The organism is Vibrio sp. 947 (assembly GCF_033339115.1).
Lineage (GTDB): Bacteria > Pseudomonadota > Gammaproteobacteria > Enterobacterales > Vibrionaceae > Vibrio > Vibrio alginolyticus.
Map to the genome: position 1 here is coordinate 1 of NZ_JAWOTX010000043.1, position 15,975 is coordinate 15,975.

Annotated in this window: 19 protein-coding genes; 1 reads left to right on the plus strand and 18 read right to left on the minus strand. The window is 43.0% G+C overall.

Features of this window, described 5'->3' with window-relative positions:
• Window positions 1–139 precede the first annotated feature (139 nt).
• From R7Q39_RS28135 to R7Q39_RS28180, 10 genes are all read right to left on the minus strand, one after another.
• Window positions 140–352, minus strand: coding sequence for a hypothetical protein (locus R7Q39_RS28135; RefSeq protein WP_005376999.1), 213 nt, complete (start codon window positions 350–352; stop codon window positions 140–142).
• Window positions 353–711: 359 nt separating this feature from the next.
• Window positions 712–849, minus strand: coding sequence for a hypothetical protein (locus tag R7Q39_RS28140; protein WP_318077158.1), 138 nt, complete (start codon window positions 847–849; stop codon window positions 712–714).
• 252 nt (window positions 850–1,101) lie between these two features.
• A complete protein-coding gene (locus R7Q39_RS28145) occupies window positions 1,102–1,536 on the minus strand; it encodes a hypothetical protein (RefSeq protein ID WP_213911128.1) in 435 nt (144 codons plus the stop codon).
• A gap of 158 nt (window positions 1,537–1,694) precedes the next feature.
• Window positions 1,695–2,468, minus strand: coding sequence for a hypothetical protein (locus R7Q39_RS28150; protein ID WP_318077159.1), 774 nt, complete (start codon window positions 2,466–2,468; stop codon window positions 1,695–1,697).
• 139 nt (window positions 2,469–2,607) lie between these two features.
• Window positions 2,608–3,081, minus strand: a complete 474-nt coding sequence (locus tag R7Q39_RS28155; RefSeq protein ID WP_318077160.1) for a hypothetical protein — start codon at window positions 3,079–3,081, stop codon at window positions 2,608–2,610.
• A gap of 154 nt (window positions 3,082–3,235) precedes the next feature.
• Window positions 3,236–3,757, minus strand: a complete 522-nt coding sequence (locus R7Q39_RS28160; RefSeq protein ID WP_318077161.1) for a GNAT family N-acetyltransferase — start codon at window positions 3,755–3,757, stop codon at window positions 3,236–3,238.
• 137 nt (window positions 3,758–3,894) lie between these two features.
• Window positions 3,895–4,227 carry a hypothetical protein gene (locus tag R7Q39_RS28165; RefSeq protein WP_229652129.1) on the minus strand — a complete coding sequence of 111 codons (333 nt, stop codon included), beginning with the start codon at window positions 4,225–4,227 and terminating at the stop codon, window positions 3,895–3,897.
• Between the two features lie 154 nt (window positions 4,228–4,381).
• Window positions 4,382–5,236 carry a serine protease gene (locus R7Q39_RS28170; protein ID WP_318077162.1) on the minus strand — a complete coding sequence of 285 codons (855 nt, stop codon included), beginning with the start codon at window positions 5,234–5,236 and terminating at the stop codon, window positions 4,382–4,384.
• 161 nt (window positions 5,237–5,397) lie between these two features.
• On the minus strand, window positions 5,398–5,958 hold the full coding sequence (locus tag R7Q39_RS28175; RefSeq protein ID WP_010645278.1) for a suppressor of fused domain protein: 561 nt from the start codon (window positions 5,956–5,958) through the stop codon (window positions 5,398–5,400).
• A 144-nt stretch (window positions 5,959–6,102) separates the two neighbouring features.
• Window positions 6,103–6,579 (minus strand): GNAT family N-acetyltransferase, encoded by a 477-nt coding sequence (locus R7Q39_RS28180; protein WP_318077163.1) that lies wholly within the window; start codon window positions 6,577–6,579, stop codon window positions 6,103–6,105.
• Between the two features lie 234 nt (window positions 6,580–6,813).
• Between R7Q39_RS28180 and R7Q39_RS28185 the strand changes: the two genes are divergently transcribed.
• A complete protein-coding gene (locus R7Q39_RS28185; protein WP_054577706.1) occupies window positions 6,814–7,776 on the plus strand; it encodes an integron integrase in 963 nt (320 codons plus the stop codon).
• A 43-nt stretch (window positions 7,777–7,819) separates the two neighbouring features.
• Here the strand turns inward: R7Q39_RS28185 and R7Q39_RS28190 are convergent, their stop codons facing one another.
• The 8 genes from R7Q39_RS28190 to R7Q39_RS28225 all read right to left on the minus strand — a co-directional run bounded on the left by R7Q39_RS28190 (window position 7,820) and on the right by R7Q39_RS28225 (window position 15,708).
• Window positions 7,820–8,293 carry a DUF2947 domain-containing protein gene (locus tag R7Q39_RS28190; RefSeq protein ID WP_017636094.1) on the minus strand — a complete coding sequence of 158 codons (474 nt, stop codon included), beginning with the start codon at window positions 8,291–8,293 and terminating at the stop codon, window positions 7,820–7,822.
• A gap of 13 nt (window positions 8,294–8,306) precedes the next feature.
• The gene (locus R7Q39_RS28195) at window positions 8,307–8,894 is read right to left on the minus strand and encodes an HD domain-containing protein (protein ID WP_005376917.1); all 588 of its coding nucleotides are present in this window, start codon (window positions 8,892–8,894) and stop codon (window positions 8,307–8,309) included.
• Window position 8,895: 1 nt separating this feature from the next.
• Entirely contained in the window at window positions 8,896–9,480 is a 585-nt protein-coding gene (rimJ, locus tag R7Q39_RS28200) for a ribosomal protein S5-alanine N-acetyltransferase (protein ID WP_025767303.1), read from the minus strand.
• Between the two features lie 36 nt (window positions 9,481–9,516).
• Window positions 9,517–11,061 carry a transcriptional regulator TyrR gene (gene tyrR / locus R7Q39_RS28205; protein WP_047103197.1) on the minus strand — a complete coding sequence of 515 codons (1,545 nt, stop codon included), beginning with the start codon at window positions 11,059–11,061 and terminating at the stop codon, window positions 9,517–9,519.
• A gap of 100 nt (window positions 11,062–11,161) precedes the next feature.
• Window positions 11,162–12,202, minus strand: coding sequence for a YcjF family protein (locus R7Q39_RS28210; protein ID WP_005388274.1), 1,041 nt, complete (start codon window positions 12,200–12,202; stop codon window positions 11,162–11,164).
• Window positions 12,199–13,575, minus strand: coding sequence for a YcjX family protein (locus tag R7Q39_RS28215; protein WP_017820443.1), 1,377 nt, complete (start codon window positions 13,573–13,575; stop codon window positions 12,199–12,201). The genes R7Q39_RS28210 and R7Q39_RS28215 overlap by 4 nt, the downstream gene beginning before the upstream one ends.
• Window positions 13,576–13,830: 255 nt before the next feature.
• Entirely contained in the window at window positions 13,831–14,016 is a 186-nt protein-coding gene (locus R7Q39_RS28220; protein WP_005376906.1) for a hypothetical protein, read from the minus strand.
• Window positions 14,017–14,190: 174 nt separating this feature from the next.
• Window positions 14,191–15,708, minus strand: a complete 1,518-nt coding sequence (locus R7Q39_RS28225) for a fumarate hydratase (protein WP_318077164.1) — start codon at window positions 15,706–15,708, stop codon at window positions 14,191–14,193.
• Window positions 15,709–15,975 lie beyond the last annotated feature (267 nt).

A 15,975-nucleotide genomic window follows, 5' to 3' on the forward strand; every position in this document is an offset into this window, starting at 1 on the left:
AATGCTAAGAGATGGTGTTATGTGGGATACAGATAGCCTCAAAAATTAACTATTGACGCCATAGTCTCTTGTTATGTTCGTAGCTATTTGAAGCCACTGATATTTACAAAACTATGTCTGGTCGATGCAACAGACTTGCTCACGCTAGGTACTGCCACACTTCAATTTGAATGTCTCTCAGTAAATTTTGAGTATGCTCCGACTGTAAATTAAGTTCGCACCAGCCATCAGTTCCCATATATTCAGCAGAAATATAGCTGATATTTTTAATACCACTTTCATTGTTGAGGATTCCAGATAGTCGGAAAATACCTAACTTTGTGTGGATTCTGCTAATTTTGAAGTTTTCCATAAACCTCCAAGAACATAACGCCCGCTTAAGTGGTGAGCAACGCAATACGATGTTTCTGCAAACCACCATAATCACTAAAACCAACGCATAGTAAAAATGCCACGCGTTGCGAATCCGTCTTGAAGCGTTTGTTAGTTGCCAAACCAAAACACTGATTTTATGACAATTTAAACTTTGCGAACATCAAAAAATATGTGCTTTGATGCATTCAAGTCAGGCGCAGTTTCAAAGCGACTACTCAATGAAACCACGTAGAACATGAAGCGCCGCAGAAAACGGACTAACAACACCAAAAAGCGCTTTTGTACCCATAAACTTACAATGCGGAGGTTCAACAAAGTCACTGAAACCACATGAACTCACAACGCCAGAGAAAACGTAATTTCAACGAGCAGTTCAGCTTTTGAAAAGACAATTTCACCGATCAGATTTGCAGCAAGAAATGTCGTTTCGATCAGAAAAACAGCTTCAAAAACAAAGAACAAGTGTGCTTTCATTTGCCCAAAAACCGAAGCTGAGAAATAGCATTACTAAACCGAGGTTAACCAGTTTTAAGCTAGAATTTCACTTCTAGATTTTAGCACTTCTAGTCTTAAACCTTTTGATTTGGTTACGTTTATCCGATTGGCAACTAACGCCCTGTTAAGGTGTGAGCAACGCAATACAGAAGCCTCCGCATACCACCTTAAACACTAAACGCAACGCACAGTAAAAATGCCACGCGTTGCGAATCACTCTTAAACAGTTTGTTATAAGCCCAGACGACCTCGCTGCTTAACAAGTTCTTTTGCATGACCATCTGCTCGAAGCCACGCAAACTCAAAACAGTAAATTGGAGTAGACAAGAGCATTCCAAACCAAAAATTACTTTCAAACAATTTGGCGTAATCCGTTTGAATTAGTAAATGGGCATAGAAGAAAATCACGCCCCAGAACAGCAGAAAGTAGATATGAGCAGATACTATTTTAAAAGTGACCGCAGAGCTGTTCTTCCTTGTAATACGTAGTTGCTTAAGCTTTTTCAAACGCCTTTTTCTGAAGATACCTCGAATTGGGTCAAAGCACTTATCTCGAACTAAATTACCAAACGTCTTAAGCTTTTCATCAATGTATGGCGATATTTTGGGAAGTACATACGAAATAACTGCCCCTAAAACTAACCCAGTAACTGTATTGCTATCCAACCATTTTTCTCCACTGTAAAACTCGGGCTTATAACGCCGCATTAAGGTGTGAGCAACGCTGCCGCAAAACTTAACCTTACCACCGTAAACACACAACCCAACGATAGAATGAAAAATGCCAAGCGTTGGGAATCACTCTTAAATGCTTTGTTAGGGCTCTAGTTTATACGGTAACGCTGACCATCTTTTTGAATGTAAACGGGCTTTGTTACAGATTGAGCTATATCAAATAGGTTCTTATGATTTTCAGCATTAAATGACTTTGGAACAAACGCTAAATAGACTACTAAATTTCCGTAAAATGTTAATCTACCGCAACTAGCACCAGTTGTGTCTTCAGGGCCTAAAACCCATTGGAAAACATCAGGGTTATGCCCTTCTACTTTAGTATTGGAGAGTTCTTTGGCCATTTCTGATACAGCGAACTCACGATAACCTTTCCAACCACGGTGGTTTGTTGGTACATAGAGAACTTCACTAATAACATTGCCTCTAAAAACTCGATCATACTTGTGTTTATATAGACCTCGCCCAATCAAAGAAAAGCACTCTTGCAACCTTTGTAGATCAGGTTTACCCCAAGTAACATCAAATTTTCCACCATTGGGAAGATCATAGAGTTTTACGTCTTTTTCCTTGAGCACTTTGTCGAGCAAGCGTCCACCGGAACGTCTTATAGCTCGGTTTACCTTGGTAAACTTATGCAACAAACCAACGTCGTTGCAACCGATAATTCCGGCTAAACTTGCAAGCAAGAATTCGTCATCATCAGACTTCTTACCATTATGTAAATCACAAGAGGGAACTGTAATTAGTCCTTTCCTGTAATTTACTCCTAACTCTGTTGGAAAAAGGCACTTAGGAGGAACATGCTCCCTGCTTGTTGAAATCTCATCACACGCATAGCATGTTTCTACTTTTTTGTTTGCCATACTAAATTCCTCGGGAGAGCCCTAACGCCCTGTTAAGGTGTGAGCAACGCAATACCGATGCCGCAGCATAACACCTTAATCACCTAAACCAACGCATAGTAAAAATGCCACGCGTTGCGAATCACTCTTAAACAGTTTGTTATATTTTATTTTCTACATAGCTTGGAACATCAACTTTTTGCCCACCTTGAGAAAAGTGATGATCAAATGCATAAGCTAACTTCTCCAGCGGAGCATCCTTATAGCCAACACTTTGAACCTCGGCTATGTAGCGTTGCAAAAAGCCAGGAGCGCCAAGAGTATTCCATTGAGCAACATGCACCAACTCGTGAAAGTGCAGTCGTAGGTCCTGAGCGAAAGTCGGTAGAATATAATAAGTGTTCTTATATGTAATACCTTGAATTTCCATATCAAGAAAGTCACCTAAACCCGCTTCACGTAATTCTGGGAAATCTGGCTTTGGGATACTATCAACGATCACAAAATATGAGTCAGCTAGAAATTCTTCGGAGTAGAAGCCGGCGAACTGACGCGCAAACAACGCACAACTTTTTCGTTGGCTAGAAAACCTTTCGTTCGTTAAATCAATCCATTCTTCGATTCTGTTTAGCATGATGAACTCCAGTAAAATATAACGCCGCATTAAGGTGTGAGCAACGCTACCACTAAACTTAACCATACCACCATAAACACAGAACCCAACGATGGAATGAAAAATGCCATGCGTTGGGAATCACTCTTAAATGCTTTGTTAGCCCTGTGGTTGACTAGTACATATAACCTAGCCAATCAAAATGTCCAACACCCCACTGCTTATCTCTGAGTGGTTTCACATACAGTTCATCAAGATGCTCTACAGCAACTCCAAAGTTGGTGTGCTCGTGAAGCCTTAACCAAGACTGCATGCACTGAACTTGGTAAAAGCCGTTTGTAGAGTAGAAATCATGTAACTCAGATATAAGGATTATGAAATCCACATCTTTAGTTTCAGCAAATGCCGATAATTCTGACAACATAAAAGAGCCAATACCTTGCCCTCGATAACGTTCGTCAACACAAAAGTCGATTACGCCCAGAACCTTATGTATTACCCCACCGACACTAACAACGCGATAATCCAGTCCAAGATAGCCAACCAGCTGTTCACCTTGAAAATGAAGGGCACGCATATGAGGTAACTGCTTAAAGTAAGAACGACTTACTTGGCTGTCTGGAAAAGCTTGATTTCTTAATGCTTCGATTGCCTTATGATGCAATTCTGAAACATCTATTTCTTGTACGATTTGCATATCGTTTCCTCGAAAAGGGCTAACGCCTTGTTAAGGTGTGAGGCACGCAATACCTGAGCTTCCGCATACCACCCTAACCACTAAAACCAACGCATAGTAAAAATGCCACGCGTGCCGAATCACTCTTGAACAATTTGTTATGTGCGTTGCCAACCTTTAGCTACTAAATACTTATCAGGGATCCTTAAGCGAACTTCTTCATCAATTTCGGCGAGAGCATCGGTCAAATCTAGATAACTAACTTTACGTGATAAAAGGCTGAAACTTATACCTTTAGACACTTCACTGAAAAATAGGCTATTTCGCTCAAAATTGATCCTAACTACGGAATACCTATAAAGGGAAAACTCAAGTACAAACCTCTGAAATGGTATGTTAGTACTTTCTGAAGTACAAAAGTCATCGGCAGCACTCCCCCAGTAATCAGATATTTGAGTGACTATGCTCGCTTCAATTTCGTCGATATCCATTCGATGATCCATAATGTTGATAGCTCCAAGCACATAACGCCGCATTAAGGTGTGAGCAACGCTATTACAAAACTAAACCATACCACCATAAACACGCAACCCAACGACTAGCACTGAAAATGCCAAGCGTTGGGAATCACTCTTAAATGCTTTGTTATGCATTATTTCCAGAGTTTAAAATGGTTTGTAAAATAGGCTCAAAGTCTTTCAACTTGCTCGCATGAATAACAAGCCCGAGATTATTTGGAATTGAAGATATTGAAATGGGCATATTAGCGGTCGGAACATTTATTACTCTGACTTCTCCTGTAGCGGTATGCTGAGGCCCTGCATAAAGCGTACCCAACAACGCAATTCTCGTACCCGCACATAACGCACCACTACTATCAACGAAGCTACCAATATTTGCCAAAAAGACTGGAGAGCCACTAGAACCAGGAAAGCAAGCTGCATCAATCATAAACTCAGGCTTTCCGTTATAGCAAAGCTTCGGATGCGTAGCAGAGATTCCTTTCCTAATAATCGGAAGGTTATGCACTTCATCCCAAATACCATTTGGATAACCAATCATTATGATTTCTTCCATGGTAGGTAACGACCCCAAAAGATCATCTGATGCAGTGCAACTGCTATCTAACATTACATAATGAACGTTTATGTTTTGTGCCTCAGCTTCATGAAGGATTGGACCCAAGAGAAAGATGGCAAGATCAATGTTCTCATCAGGATGCCCAATCCATCGATTTTCAAAATTATCAAACTCTACTGGGAAATGATTTCCAAGATCTACATTTCCAGCCTCATCTTTAACAGATAAATAAAATTTACCTCTGGATGCGCCAGCGATTACATGCTTGTTGGTAACAATACATGGAACGTGCCTACCACTTTCTTCTCGAAGAAAAGAATAGAAGTAACCAGAGCCCGAACTTTGTCCATTTGGTGTCTGACACTCAATTCGAATGGTACTATGAACCAACTGTTCGGTTGGACTGACATATTGACTCAAAATTAGTTCTCCAATAGTTAAATTGACCGCAATGCATAACGCCCTGTTAAGGTGTGAGCAACGCAATACCGATGCCGCCGCATACCACCTTAAACACTAAAACCAACGCATGGTGAAAATGCCACGCGTTGCGAATCACTCTTAAACAGATTGTTATGCATTTACACTACCGAAGACCGCTTTACTTCCCAGTACTTAAGCTCTGCGTCATCAAATTTTTGTTCGAGCGCATCTAGGTCATGCTTGATTTTGAAATTTCGTTCGTCGTCAGTGATAGGAAGTAACCAAGCTACGTGAGCGTGGGAACTATTTAGAGGCATTATTTCCAAGTCCTCTCCAAATGGATACGGCAACGAAATTAGCCAGTTTTCACAGTTAGAACCCTCAAGCCAAGGCTCACCAATAGGCAAGGTATGGCCAAAACCCAAATTATGATTCGAATGGTAATAAGTTACCATTGCCAGCATTTCAACTAGACGATTTGACTCGATCGGTGATACGACAACAAACTCGTGAAGAGCAGAATCACTGTGTGTAATCTCTGATGCACCTACTGAGCAATACACCCACATATTAATTTGAGGGCCAGGTGCAAACCTGACAACCTGAAAATCGGGTACAATTTTCTTAATTGGCCCAAGCTCCCAAGACAATATCTCGAAATCATGACCTTCAAAGAACTCTGCGTAATGTTTAATAATCTTTTCTTTAGTAGACTTCATAATATCCTTGATGCATAACGCCTTGTTAAGGTGTGAGGCACGCAATACCGAAGCTGCCGCATACCACCTTAATCACTAAAACCAACGCATAGTAAAAATGCCACGCGTGCCGAATCACTCTTGAACAATTTGTTATACGATTTCTCACAACGAGCGCTGAAACAGACCTTTTTGGGCTTTGAAACCTAATTTTTCAAACAGAGCTTTAGACCGAAAGTTACCTTCATCAATGTCTGCATACAATTTTTCAATGCCCACAGATTTTGCGTGAGAAAATAATAAACTGAGAGCTTCCAACATATAGCCTTGTCGCCAATATACTGAATTAAGTAAGCATCCAACCTCACATGAACGACCACAATCACTAAAACTATGTAAACCGCAAGTTCCAATAACTTTGTTGGTCGATTGCTCTAAAACTGCCCATTCCAGCGATTCACCCGACTTTTCTAATTGGACGACGCTTTCTAGCATCTGAAATATCAAATCTTTCGATGGAAAAACCGGATCTGAGGCAAATTCCATTGTTTGAACATCACCATAAATTTCAAACAAGTCATCAGAATCTTCCATTTGAATTGACCTCAATACAACCCTACTTCCGTGTAAATCAGGCTTCATTTTACTCCTTAATCGTATAACGCTTTCTATACGGCGATTTGCCGTTTTTCTGGCAGGCTACCGCCTTCTTTCTTATCAAAAGCGCTATCAATCGTAGCACTTATATGTATGAAACAAATAGAAAAACAGTATGAATATGTGTGGTGGCGCGCGCAATTAGGCGGCGCACAGCACGCTAATTTCAAAAGTGGTGATACATTAACGGAGCTGTATAAATAAACAGGTTAATTTATCATGAAAAGTCAGTTTTTACTTAGTGTAAAAGAGCACATGCTTACTCGTCATTATGCGAATAAAACTATCGAAAGTTATCTATTTTGGATAAAACGTTTTATCACTTTTCACCAGCTCGCCCACCCATCAACACTAGCAGAAGATGATGTCATTCAATTTCTGAGTTACTTAGCGGTAGAAGAAAAAGTTGCGGTAAAAACGCAAGCTTTGGCGCTGAACTCAATATCATTTTTATATCGTGATTATTTTAAAACCCCACTATCACTTGATATGAGATTTCAGAAATCCTTGACCGAAAAGAAACTTCCCGTTGTGTTAACCAGGGAGGAGATCCGAAGATTCGTTCAACATATCGACCCGAGGTATAAACTCCATATTCAGCTGCTTTATGGCTCAGGGCTTCGAGTCATGGAGTGTTTGCGCTTAAGAGTTCAGGACATCGATTATGATTATGGCGCAGTTCGTGTTTGGCAAGGAAAAGGAGGTAAAAATCGTACCGTAACGTTAGCAAAAGAGCTACATGAGCCGCTTAAAGCACAGGTTAATTTAGCAAGAGATTACTATTTTAAAGATAGACACATGCCTGGTTATGCGGGGGTATACATCTCTGAAGGTTTACGACGTAAATACCCAAAAGCTGAGCTAGATTTTAACTGGCACTTTTTGTTTCCATCAACAAAGTTAAGCGCAGATCGAGACACTGGTGAACTCAGAAGGCATCATATCAATGAAAGCGCAATACAAAGAGCGGTAAAGCGCGCGGCAAGCGACGCAAGTATTGAGAAAACTGTAACTTGCCACACACTAAGACACAGTTTTGCCACGCATTTATTGGAATCTGGCGCAGACATTAGAACTGTTCAGGAACAATTAGGGCATACTGATGTAAAAACCACGCAAATCTATACTCACGTTATCGAGCGCGGGGCTGGCGGTGTGTTGAGTCCATTATCCAGCCTTTAGAAAAACAAAGCCACCTCGAAAGGTGGCTTTGCTTTACAACTCGTTATTGACGAACACCGAGTTTCACATTGCCTTTTGAATCAAACCAAAGTGCTTGCGAACGGCGACGTCCTATTAGTATCGGACCATCGTCATAAAAGAGAAAGTTCTTCCAGTGCTTTTTAAAAATAGACCATTTCGTTTCGATGACATTGTACTTCTCGTAGCAAAAGTAAACGGTTACATCGTCTTGCCAATCGATATGTGCCTCAGCTTCCGCTGGCATGTCAGGATCATCCGACTCCCACGCAGCCATCCAATCCACAGTTTCAGACCAATTCGCCTCGTTCATTGGCCAGTCTTGGGAACTTAGTCTATCCATATCAGGGCTTTGAGCACTGATATTTTCTTTCCAAAATTGTGCTGAGCGGGCTTGGCTCATCGGCTTAATAAAAGCCAAATCTTCTTCTGGCACAGGCATCGACTGATGCGTAAAAATCCATTTTCTTTGGTATTCGTCCAAAGGCAAATAAGACATTCAGTCTCCTTTATTACGATTTCAGCCAACCTTTCTCTGTGGCTTCTTCAATCAACTCTTTCGCTTTGTCCCATAAGGTAACAGAGCCAAATTCAATTCGTTTATTAATGGTAAGTGCTTGTTCGCGTGAGACACCATGTTCCTTCCAACTCTGACCATTATTATGGTAGTTCAAGAGCATTGGAATTAACCGATCGAGTGCTTTTGCATACTTAGCATCATCGGTCTGCGCGGCTTCAAATTCATGCCAAAGCGCCAATAGCTCTTGCTCCTGATCGCTGGGTAACATACCAAACAAGCGCTCTGCAGCTCTAATTTCTTTTTCTGCTTGCTCTTGAGACGCAGCAGTATCATAAACAAAGGTATCGCCCGCGTCGATCTCTACTACGTCATGTATCAATAACATTTTCATCACTCGGCAAATATCAACAGGTGCATTCGCATGCTCTTCCATCAATATTGCCATCAGTGCGACATGCCAACTATGCTCACCACTATTTTCGAGGCGCCCTTCAGCACTTTTAACTCGAGTTCGGCGCAAAATGCTTTTGAGTTTATCGAGCTCGATTACAAGTGCTAACTGCTTTTCCAATCGTTCCATACTATCGCCCTTCTTGCTGCCAATTCGGATTAATAAGCGACGTTAGAACGTGGTCTTGCCACTCACCATTAATCAAAAGGTAATCTTTTGCATACCCTTCTCGGTTGAACCCTACATGCTCTAGCACAGATTCACTGCGTTTATTGTGAGGCATGTAGCCAGCTTGAATACGATGCAGTTTCTGAACGTTAAACATGTAGTCGCAAGCCATGGTTAATCCACGACGCATATAACCATGCCCTTGCGCTTTTTCAGCGAGAGAATATCCGACGTTACAAGAATAAAAAGGAAAACGACTCAAACTACTAAAGGATATCGTACCTAGCATTTCACCCGAAGAGGCTCTGACTAAAAGGCAATAATACCCCAATCCCATTCGATGCAGCTCATTGAGCTTGATAAGCTTTTGCAACCAACCGTTCACTGAGAAAAAAGCCTCTTCACGTTTCGGTTCAAACGGTTTCAGGTATTCTCGGTTCGCTTGAAAATATTCGGCAATCATATCTGCGTCACCGATTTCAGCGGTACGAAGAAGCAAGTCACCGTCCAACATATGAACGGCGATAGATGAGCTGTTATCTTCCATTACAAATGATTAATTCCGTCTTTTCGTTCAATTCGATTAATTCTTACGGATACCGTAATCACGCAGTTTGTTAGCGATTGAGGTATGCGATACATTTAAGCGCTTAGCAAGCTTACGGCTTGATGGGAATGACTGATACAAACGTTCCAGAACTTGAGATTCATAATCACGCATGATCTCATCCAAAGAACCGTCGATGTTAAGCGTTGCACTACCAGCGCCGACTGACTGAGGCTGAGGTAAATTGAAGTGACCCGCGTTTAGTATATCACCATCCATTTCCGTGAGCGCTCGAAGAACCATGTTATCCAGCTGGCGCATGTTTCCTGGCCACTGATAATTTGCAAGGGCATCAACTAGACCATCATCAAACTCTGGCTTATCAATCCCAAGCTGTTGAGCATGTTTCGCCACAAACAACTCAAGCAATGGTGCAACGTCGTTTGAGCGCTTACGTAACGGAGGAATGCTGAGCGTAAGTACGTTGAGACGATAATACAAATCTTCACGGAACATTCCTGCTTCAGAAAGCTCGGCAAGGTTATGTTTTGTTGAAGCGATGATACGAACATCGACATGCATCTCATCTTCTGCACCGACACGACGGAAATTACCATCCTGTAGAAAACGTAACAGCTTGATTTGAAGGTGCGAACTCATTTCACCGATTTCATCAAGAAATACCGTGCCGCCATTTGCTTGCTCAAAGATGCCTTTGTGGCCTTGTTCATGATTGAATGAACCCGGTGCATGACCAAAAAGTTCGGTTTCTGCTACATCGTCAGGCATCGAAGCACAACTCAAAACTAGGAATGGCTTGCTCGCGCGGCTAGAACGGCTGTGGCAAGCTTTAGCAAGCATTTCTTTACCAGTCCCCGTTTCGCCCTCAATCAACAATGGTTGGTCAAGCACAGACAGCTTTTTAGCTTGGTTCATTAGTGCTTTATGACGGTTCGATATACCAACAAAGTGCTCAAAACCCAGAGGATTATGCAGCGGTAGTGCTTCTTCAATTCTGGCAACTTGCTGACTAGAGCGAATCGTCATTAGAGTACTCGCTAGAGTCGAGTTTTGCGCTTCGTCTCGGATATAAACGGGCATCAACTCTAGAACATAGTCCAAGCCATCAATCACAAGGTTTTCCCGCGTTCGACCATTAACACCTTCAGACCAGCGAGAGAAACGAACACTTGGTAACAAAGCACCGATTTGAGTACCAATCACTTCTTGCTTGTGAAGGCCAAGCAATGAAAGTGCAGACATGTTTGCCATGTCTACGGCACCTTTAAGATCAATGGCAAAAACCGGATCGGGCAAGTTATCAACTAACGAGAGCAGCTCCGTATTGTGGCGCTCCATCGGCATAAACTGGATTTTACGTACGTCTTTCACCCCCGGAATACGGCGGATTTCAGCCATCAGCTCACTAAACGTATCAAAATCAATATCTGGGCAATTCAAATAGATAATACCGCTAATATCGATTTCGATACCACGCAAGTCGATGCTTTTAGACGCTAAAATATCGAGCAGTTCTCGGGTCAAGCCGAGTCGATCTTCACATAAGACTTCAAGACGCACTTAAAATATCCCAATTCACAACTGTCAGGAAAAGTTGACAGTAGTTTCTATCATGCTTGGAATGGCGTCAAGCAATCCTATCCATCAAAGTTGATATTCGTTACGGTTTCATCGTAATTGATGCAACTTTCGCCGCCACTGCCTTGCGTATGGTGCCCAACTTAACCTGACGGTCAGGATACCAGGGTAGTGGACGCAATAAGGTCATCGCTTTCAAGCCCAAACGTGCCGTTAGAATACCAACACCTAGTCCCTGCCCCGCACGAGCAGAAACTTTGCCAGCAAGATCCATCGACATCAAATCCATACTGGCATCAATAGCGAGCTCACTGGCACCAGCCGCCGCCATATTGACAAATACCGCTCTTAGTAACTTGATGCGAGATGCATAACCTAGCTCTACCCCATATACCTTGGAGAGGTTGTCGATCATTTTGAAATTTCGCCAAGCCACCAGCAACATATCAGCGGCAGCCAGAGGGCTCACGGCGACTAGGGCCGCACACTCGGTTGCGTGCTGTGATACGATTTTCGTTGCCAACTTGTCTTGTTGGCTCACAACCATCGAGTCATACATATCAAGAATTTCAGCGTCACTATGAGCAGGGTTAATACTGTTCTGCCAACGATCAAAGCCCGGATTCTCTGCCATCACACCACTTTGTTCTGCTACGGTTTCGCAAAAGGCTTTCCCTTTCCCAACGCTCTCACTATTAACAAGTGCTTCTGCTTCTTCTTGAACACTAAAATGATTTCGTAGTTTTCGCAGTTTCCAAAGCTCTTTACCCATAGCTCCTAAACCAAGCGAAGCGATCGCAGCAATAAACCCCGTCCAGCTTAAGGCTAGCCAATCAGAAGCCTGAATTGCGGTTATAACCGAGTCCACCGCTTGCCAGCCAACCAGACCAGCAAAAGTTGCAAATGCGCCAGTCGCGAGCCATTTTCTGCCCGATTTTGGACGAATGACATGCTCGAGTTGCAATTCCTGTTCGGTCTCCTGGTGCGCTTCTTTAACTTCAACAGGTACAAATGTTTCTTTTTCGCCGAATGTTTGCTGCGCCGTCAACTCCGGTTGATTCGATTGCTGCTCTTTTTCCATTACCTTTTCAGAGAAAACTTGTTTTTGCTTCAACTCACTCATTTCAATTTATCTCCAATCAGGTAATCCAATGCTTTGTCTAAGCGTATGTGCTTCATTGGCTCATCATTCGGTGAGGGCATCGGACGAAACGACGTAAAATCAAACCCGTTGTTTTGCCAATACGCTGCATTTGGTAGCTTTTTCGGCACCTCTCCGGGAAACATAGTCATCGGCTCACCACCCAATGTTGTTCCTTGTAACGCCGGGATGGTCTTATCTCCAGAGGAAATAAACCCCGTCGTGGTTGCTTGGATGGAAGCGATACTCATGCAGCTCATCTCAATATTCTCGTAGGCTGCCGTTTGCCACGCTGGATGCACCATTTGTTGGAGCAGAGACACCAAATTTGGGTGCTGATCGGGCGTGATATGATCCGCTTTTGTAGCAGCAAACAACACTTTGTCGATTTTTGGTGAGAACAAACGACGCAAAAAGCTACTACGACCATAACGGAAGCTATGCATGATCTGTTCTAGCGCTTGGCGCATGTCGTAAAACGCTTCATCACCAGCATTGAGAGGCTGCAAACAATCCACCAGTACAATCTGGCGATCGAAGGTCGCAAAATGATGCTTATAAAACGCTTTCACGACTTTCTGTTGGTATTCCTGAAAACGGGCTTCTAGCATCGCTAAGTTACTGCCCTTGGGCGCTTTGCTTTCTGAATCAACACGACACGGGAAAAACTGTAGCACCGGCGCGCCTGCTAGCTCACCAGGTAATACAAAGCGGCCAGGCTGAACCCAATGAAGGCCAGAGTCTTTACAAGAATGAAGGTACTCTGTGTATGTGTGTGCAACTTTCTCAAGTAGTTTATCATTCACTTCTGCAAAGAGATCCACTTTCTCCAGTTCAGAAAGCCAAGCTTTGGCTAAATCGCCACGCTGGCCTTTAAGTGCATCAAACTGAGTTTGCGACCACGTTGCAAAGTCCATGTCCAATAAAGGCAGGTCGAGCAACCACTCTCCTGGATAGTCGATAATATCAACATTTAAAATTGCGGTTTTACTCAACAGCTTTTTCGTAGTTTTATTTGGTTTGTACTTGAGCGCTAAGCGAATCTCACTCACATCACGTGTCGGTACTGGCCACTGAGGTGGAGTGGCATGAATTTGGCTCATCGCCTCATCGTAAGCAAAGCGTGGCACCATCATATTCGATTGAGGCTCACGCTTCGCCCCAATAAGGCGCTTATCTCTAGCCGCAGTCAAAAGAGGCAAATTGTCATGGGTTGCAGTATGAAGAAGCTGATTCACTAATGACGTGATGAATGCCGTCTTACCGGCACGAGAAAGTCCGGTGACAGCAATTCGAACATTAGAGTCCATACCTCTGTTGATAAAGTCATTAACTTCTTTCTTTATTCTCTTCATTACGCTTCTTTATCTTACTCCACTTTAAAACAACGTTGTCAGCGACTTCGAATTTCGAGCTATGAATACTGTTCTATCCCGAATCCTATGAGTTTAACTTTATATACCTTAATAAAAGATGAACAAAACATCCGGCTTAATGCTGTGTTAAAAAAGAAAAGCCCCTGAGTGGTTCAGAGGCTTACTTAATCTACAGCATTAGTAACTCTATATGCGCTGATTACTATGTTAAACAGGAACCCGCTTTCTTTAAGCCTAGTCGTCTTCGATTAACTTATAGATAACAAATAGAGCGATTTCTAAAATCAACCACAACACACATGTGATGGTCACGTACTTTTCATCAAAGATGCTGATACCGTGAAGAATCAAGTCATAGCCAACAAAGCCACCTATCACTACAGCAAGAATAATTTGTAGAATCTGAATAAAACGAGGCATGCCGTCTCCTAATTATTGTTCGCATAACGTTTGATTGCTATGCCTAAAGGTTTATATCCTTAATTATATAGACAAAAAGTGCAGGTTTCGCTGCACTTTTGTCAATTGTTTGCTAGGTAAATCAGCATCTTGTCACATTCTCTCTACTGAGACGCAGCAAGATTGCCCTTTGCCTTATGCTTCCATCTCTTGAATTTTCACTTTCCAAGTGTCTGGACCAATTTGGTGCGCGTTAACACCATTTGAGTCGACAGCCACTGTTACTGGCATATCTTCAACTTCAAATTCGTAAATCGCTTCCATACCTAAATCTTCAAATGCGACAACGCGAGCTTTCTTGATCGCTTTCGCCACCAAGTACGCAGCGCCACCGACAGCCATTAGGTAAACCGCTTTGTGATTCTTGATAGATTCAACCGTTGCAGGGCCACGCTCAGCTTTACCGATCATGCCCATGATGCCGGTCTTTTCTAGCATCATGTCGGTGAATTTATCCATACGCGTAGATGTTGTTGGGCCAGCAGGACCAACGACTTCATCACCAACTGCATCGACAGGGCCTACGTAGTAAATGAACTTACCGTTTAGATCTACGCCTTCAGGTAGACCTTCACCGTTATCTAGCATGCCTTGAATACGTTTATGCGCAGCATCACGACCAGTCAGAATTTTACCTGATAGAAGAACCGTTTCGCCTGTCTTCCACTCTTGTACTTCTTCTTTAGTAATTGTATCTAAGTTTACGCGACGCGTATTTTCGCCCGCTTCCCAAGTGATGTCTGGCCAATCTTCTAGTTTAGGTGGTGTTAGCTCTGCTGGGCCGCCACCATCAAGCGTGAAGTGCACGTGACGAGTCGCCGCACAGTTCGGTATCAAACAAACAGGCTTAGAAGCCGCGTGCGTTGGCGCAGTTTTGATTTTAACGTCGACAACAGTCGTCAAACCGCCAAGGCCTTGCGCGCCGATACCAAGTTTGTTCACGCGATTGAAGATATCCAAACGAAGCTCTTCTTCTGCGTTTTGTGTGCCACGGTCAATAAGCTCTTGAATATCGATGTGTTCCATTAGAGATTCTTTTGCCAATACCGCTGCTTTTTCAGCCGTACCGCCGATACCAATGCCAAGCATGCCAGGAGGACACCAGCCCGCCCCCATTGTTGGTAGCGTTTTTTCTACCCACTCAGCAATATCGTCAGATGGGTTTAGCATCACCATCTTAGTTTTGTTTTCGCTACCGCCGCCCTTCGCAGCGATCTGAATTTCAACTTTATCGCCCGGAACCATGTTGATATGTACGACGGCAGGCGTGTTGTCTTTGGTATTAATACGTTTACCAGCAGGGTCCATAAGTACTGACGCACGCAACGGGTTATCAGGGTTCGTGTACGCTTGTCGAACACCTTCATCTACCATCTGCTGAACCGTCATGTCGGTCGAATCCCATTGCACGCCCATACCGATGTTGACGAAACACGTCACAATACCAGTATCCTGACAAATTGGACGGTGACCTTCTGCGGACATTCGGGAGTTAATTAGGATCTGAGCAATCGCGTCTTTCGCGGCTTGACTCTCTTCGCGGTGATAGGCTTTTTCAAGAGCTTGAACAAAGTCTAGCGGGTGGTAGTAAGAAATATACTGTAGCGCATCAGCGACACTGCTGATCACATCCTGCTTGCGTATTACCGTCATTACATGCCTCGTTATAGTTATGCTTCCATTATTGGCTTGGCTTCAATCGTGTTTGTTGAGCTTATTGCTCTTTTGAGCTTCGTTTTTTATAAACAATTGTCGAACGGCTGATATCGACACACGAAATGCTGAAGTTGCCTACTTGTAAACCATCTCAAAACCCTATGAATAGAGGGAGTTTGGCTACACAGAGGAATATGATACTCTTGCTGCCCATGACATGCCATGCAGTGAACGATCTCTTTGTCACAAATTACACAAATGAAC

Excerpts from the sequence above, each read along its gene's own strand:
- R7Q39_RS28155 (WP_318077160.1), bottom strand. The coding sequence starts at position 3,081 with ATGCTAAACAGAATCGAAGAATGGATTGATTTAACGAACGAAAGGTTT.
- R7Q39_RS28195 (WP_005376917.1), bottom strand. The coding sequence starts at position 8,894 with ATGGAACGATTGGAAAAGCAGTTAGCACTTGTAATCGAGCTCGATAAA.
- R7Q39_RS28175 (WP_010645278.1), bottom strand. The coding sequence starts at position 5,958 with ATGAAGTCTACTAAAGAAAAGATTATTAAACATTACGCAGAGTTCTTT.
- R7Q39_RS28210 (WP_005388274.1), bottom strand. The coding sequence starts at position 12,202 with ATGAGTGAGTTGAAGCAAAAACAAGTTTTCTCTGAAAAGGTAATGGAA.
- R7Q39_RS28140 (WP_318077158.1), bottom strand. The coding sequence starts at position 849 with ATGAAAGCACACTTGTTCTTTGTTTTTGAAGCTGTTTTTCTGATCGAA.
- R7Q39_RS28185 (WP_054577706.1), top strand. The coding sequence starts at position 6,814 with ATGAAAAGTCAGTTTTTACTTAGTGTAAAAGAGCACATGCTTACTCGT.
- R7Q39_RS28135 (WP_005376999.1), bottom strand. The coding sequence starts at position 352 with ATGGAAAACTTCAAAATTAGCAGAATCCACACAAAGTTAGGTATTTTC.
- R7Q39_RS28180 (WP_318077163.1), bottom strand. The coding sequence starts at position 6,579 with ATGAAGCCTGATTTACACGGAAGTAGGGTTGTATTGAGGTCAATTCAA.
- R7Q39_RS28215 (WP_017820443.1), bottom strand. The coding sequence starts at position 13,575 with ATGAAGAGAATAAAGAAAGAAGTTAATGACTTTATCAACAGAGGTATG.
- R7Q39_RS28165 (WP_229652129.1), bottom strand. The coding sequence starts at position 4,227 with ATGGATATCGACGAAATTGAAGCGAGCATAGTCACTCAAATATCTGAT.
- R7Q39_RS28150 (WP_318077159.1), bottom strand. The coding sequence starts at position 2,468 with ATGGCAAACAAAAAAGTAGAAACATGCTATGCGTGTGATGAGATTTCA.
- R7Q39_RS28190 (WP_017636094.1), bottom strand. The coding sequence starts at position 8,293 with ATGTCTTATTTGCCTTTGGACGAATACCAAAGAAAATGGATTTTTACG.
- rimJ (WP_025767303.1), bottom strand. The coding sequence starts at position 9,480 with ATGGAAGATAACAGCTCATCTATCGCCGTTCATATGTTGGACGGTGAC.
- R7Q39_RS28220 (WP_005376906.1), bottom strand. The coding sequence starts at position 14,016 with ATGCCTCGTTTTATTCAGATTCTACAAATTATTCTTGCTGTAGTGATA.
- R7Q39_RS28160 (WP_318077161.1), bottom strand. The coding sequence starts at position 3,757 with ATGCAAATCGTACAAGAAATAGATGTTTCAGAATTGCATCATAAGGCA.
- R7Q39_RS28225 (WP_318077164.1), bottom strand. The coding sequence starts at position 15,708 with ATGACGGTAATACGCAAGCAGGATGTGATCAGCAGTGTCGCTGATGCG.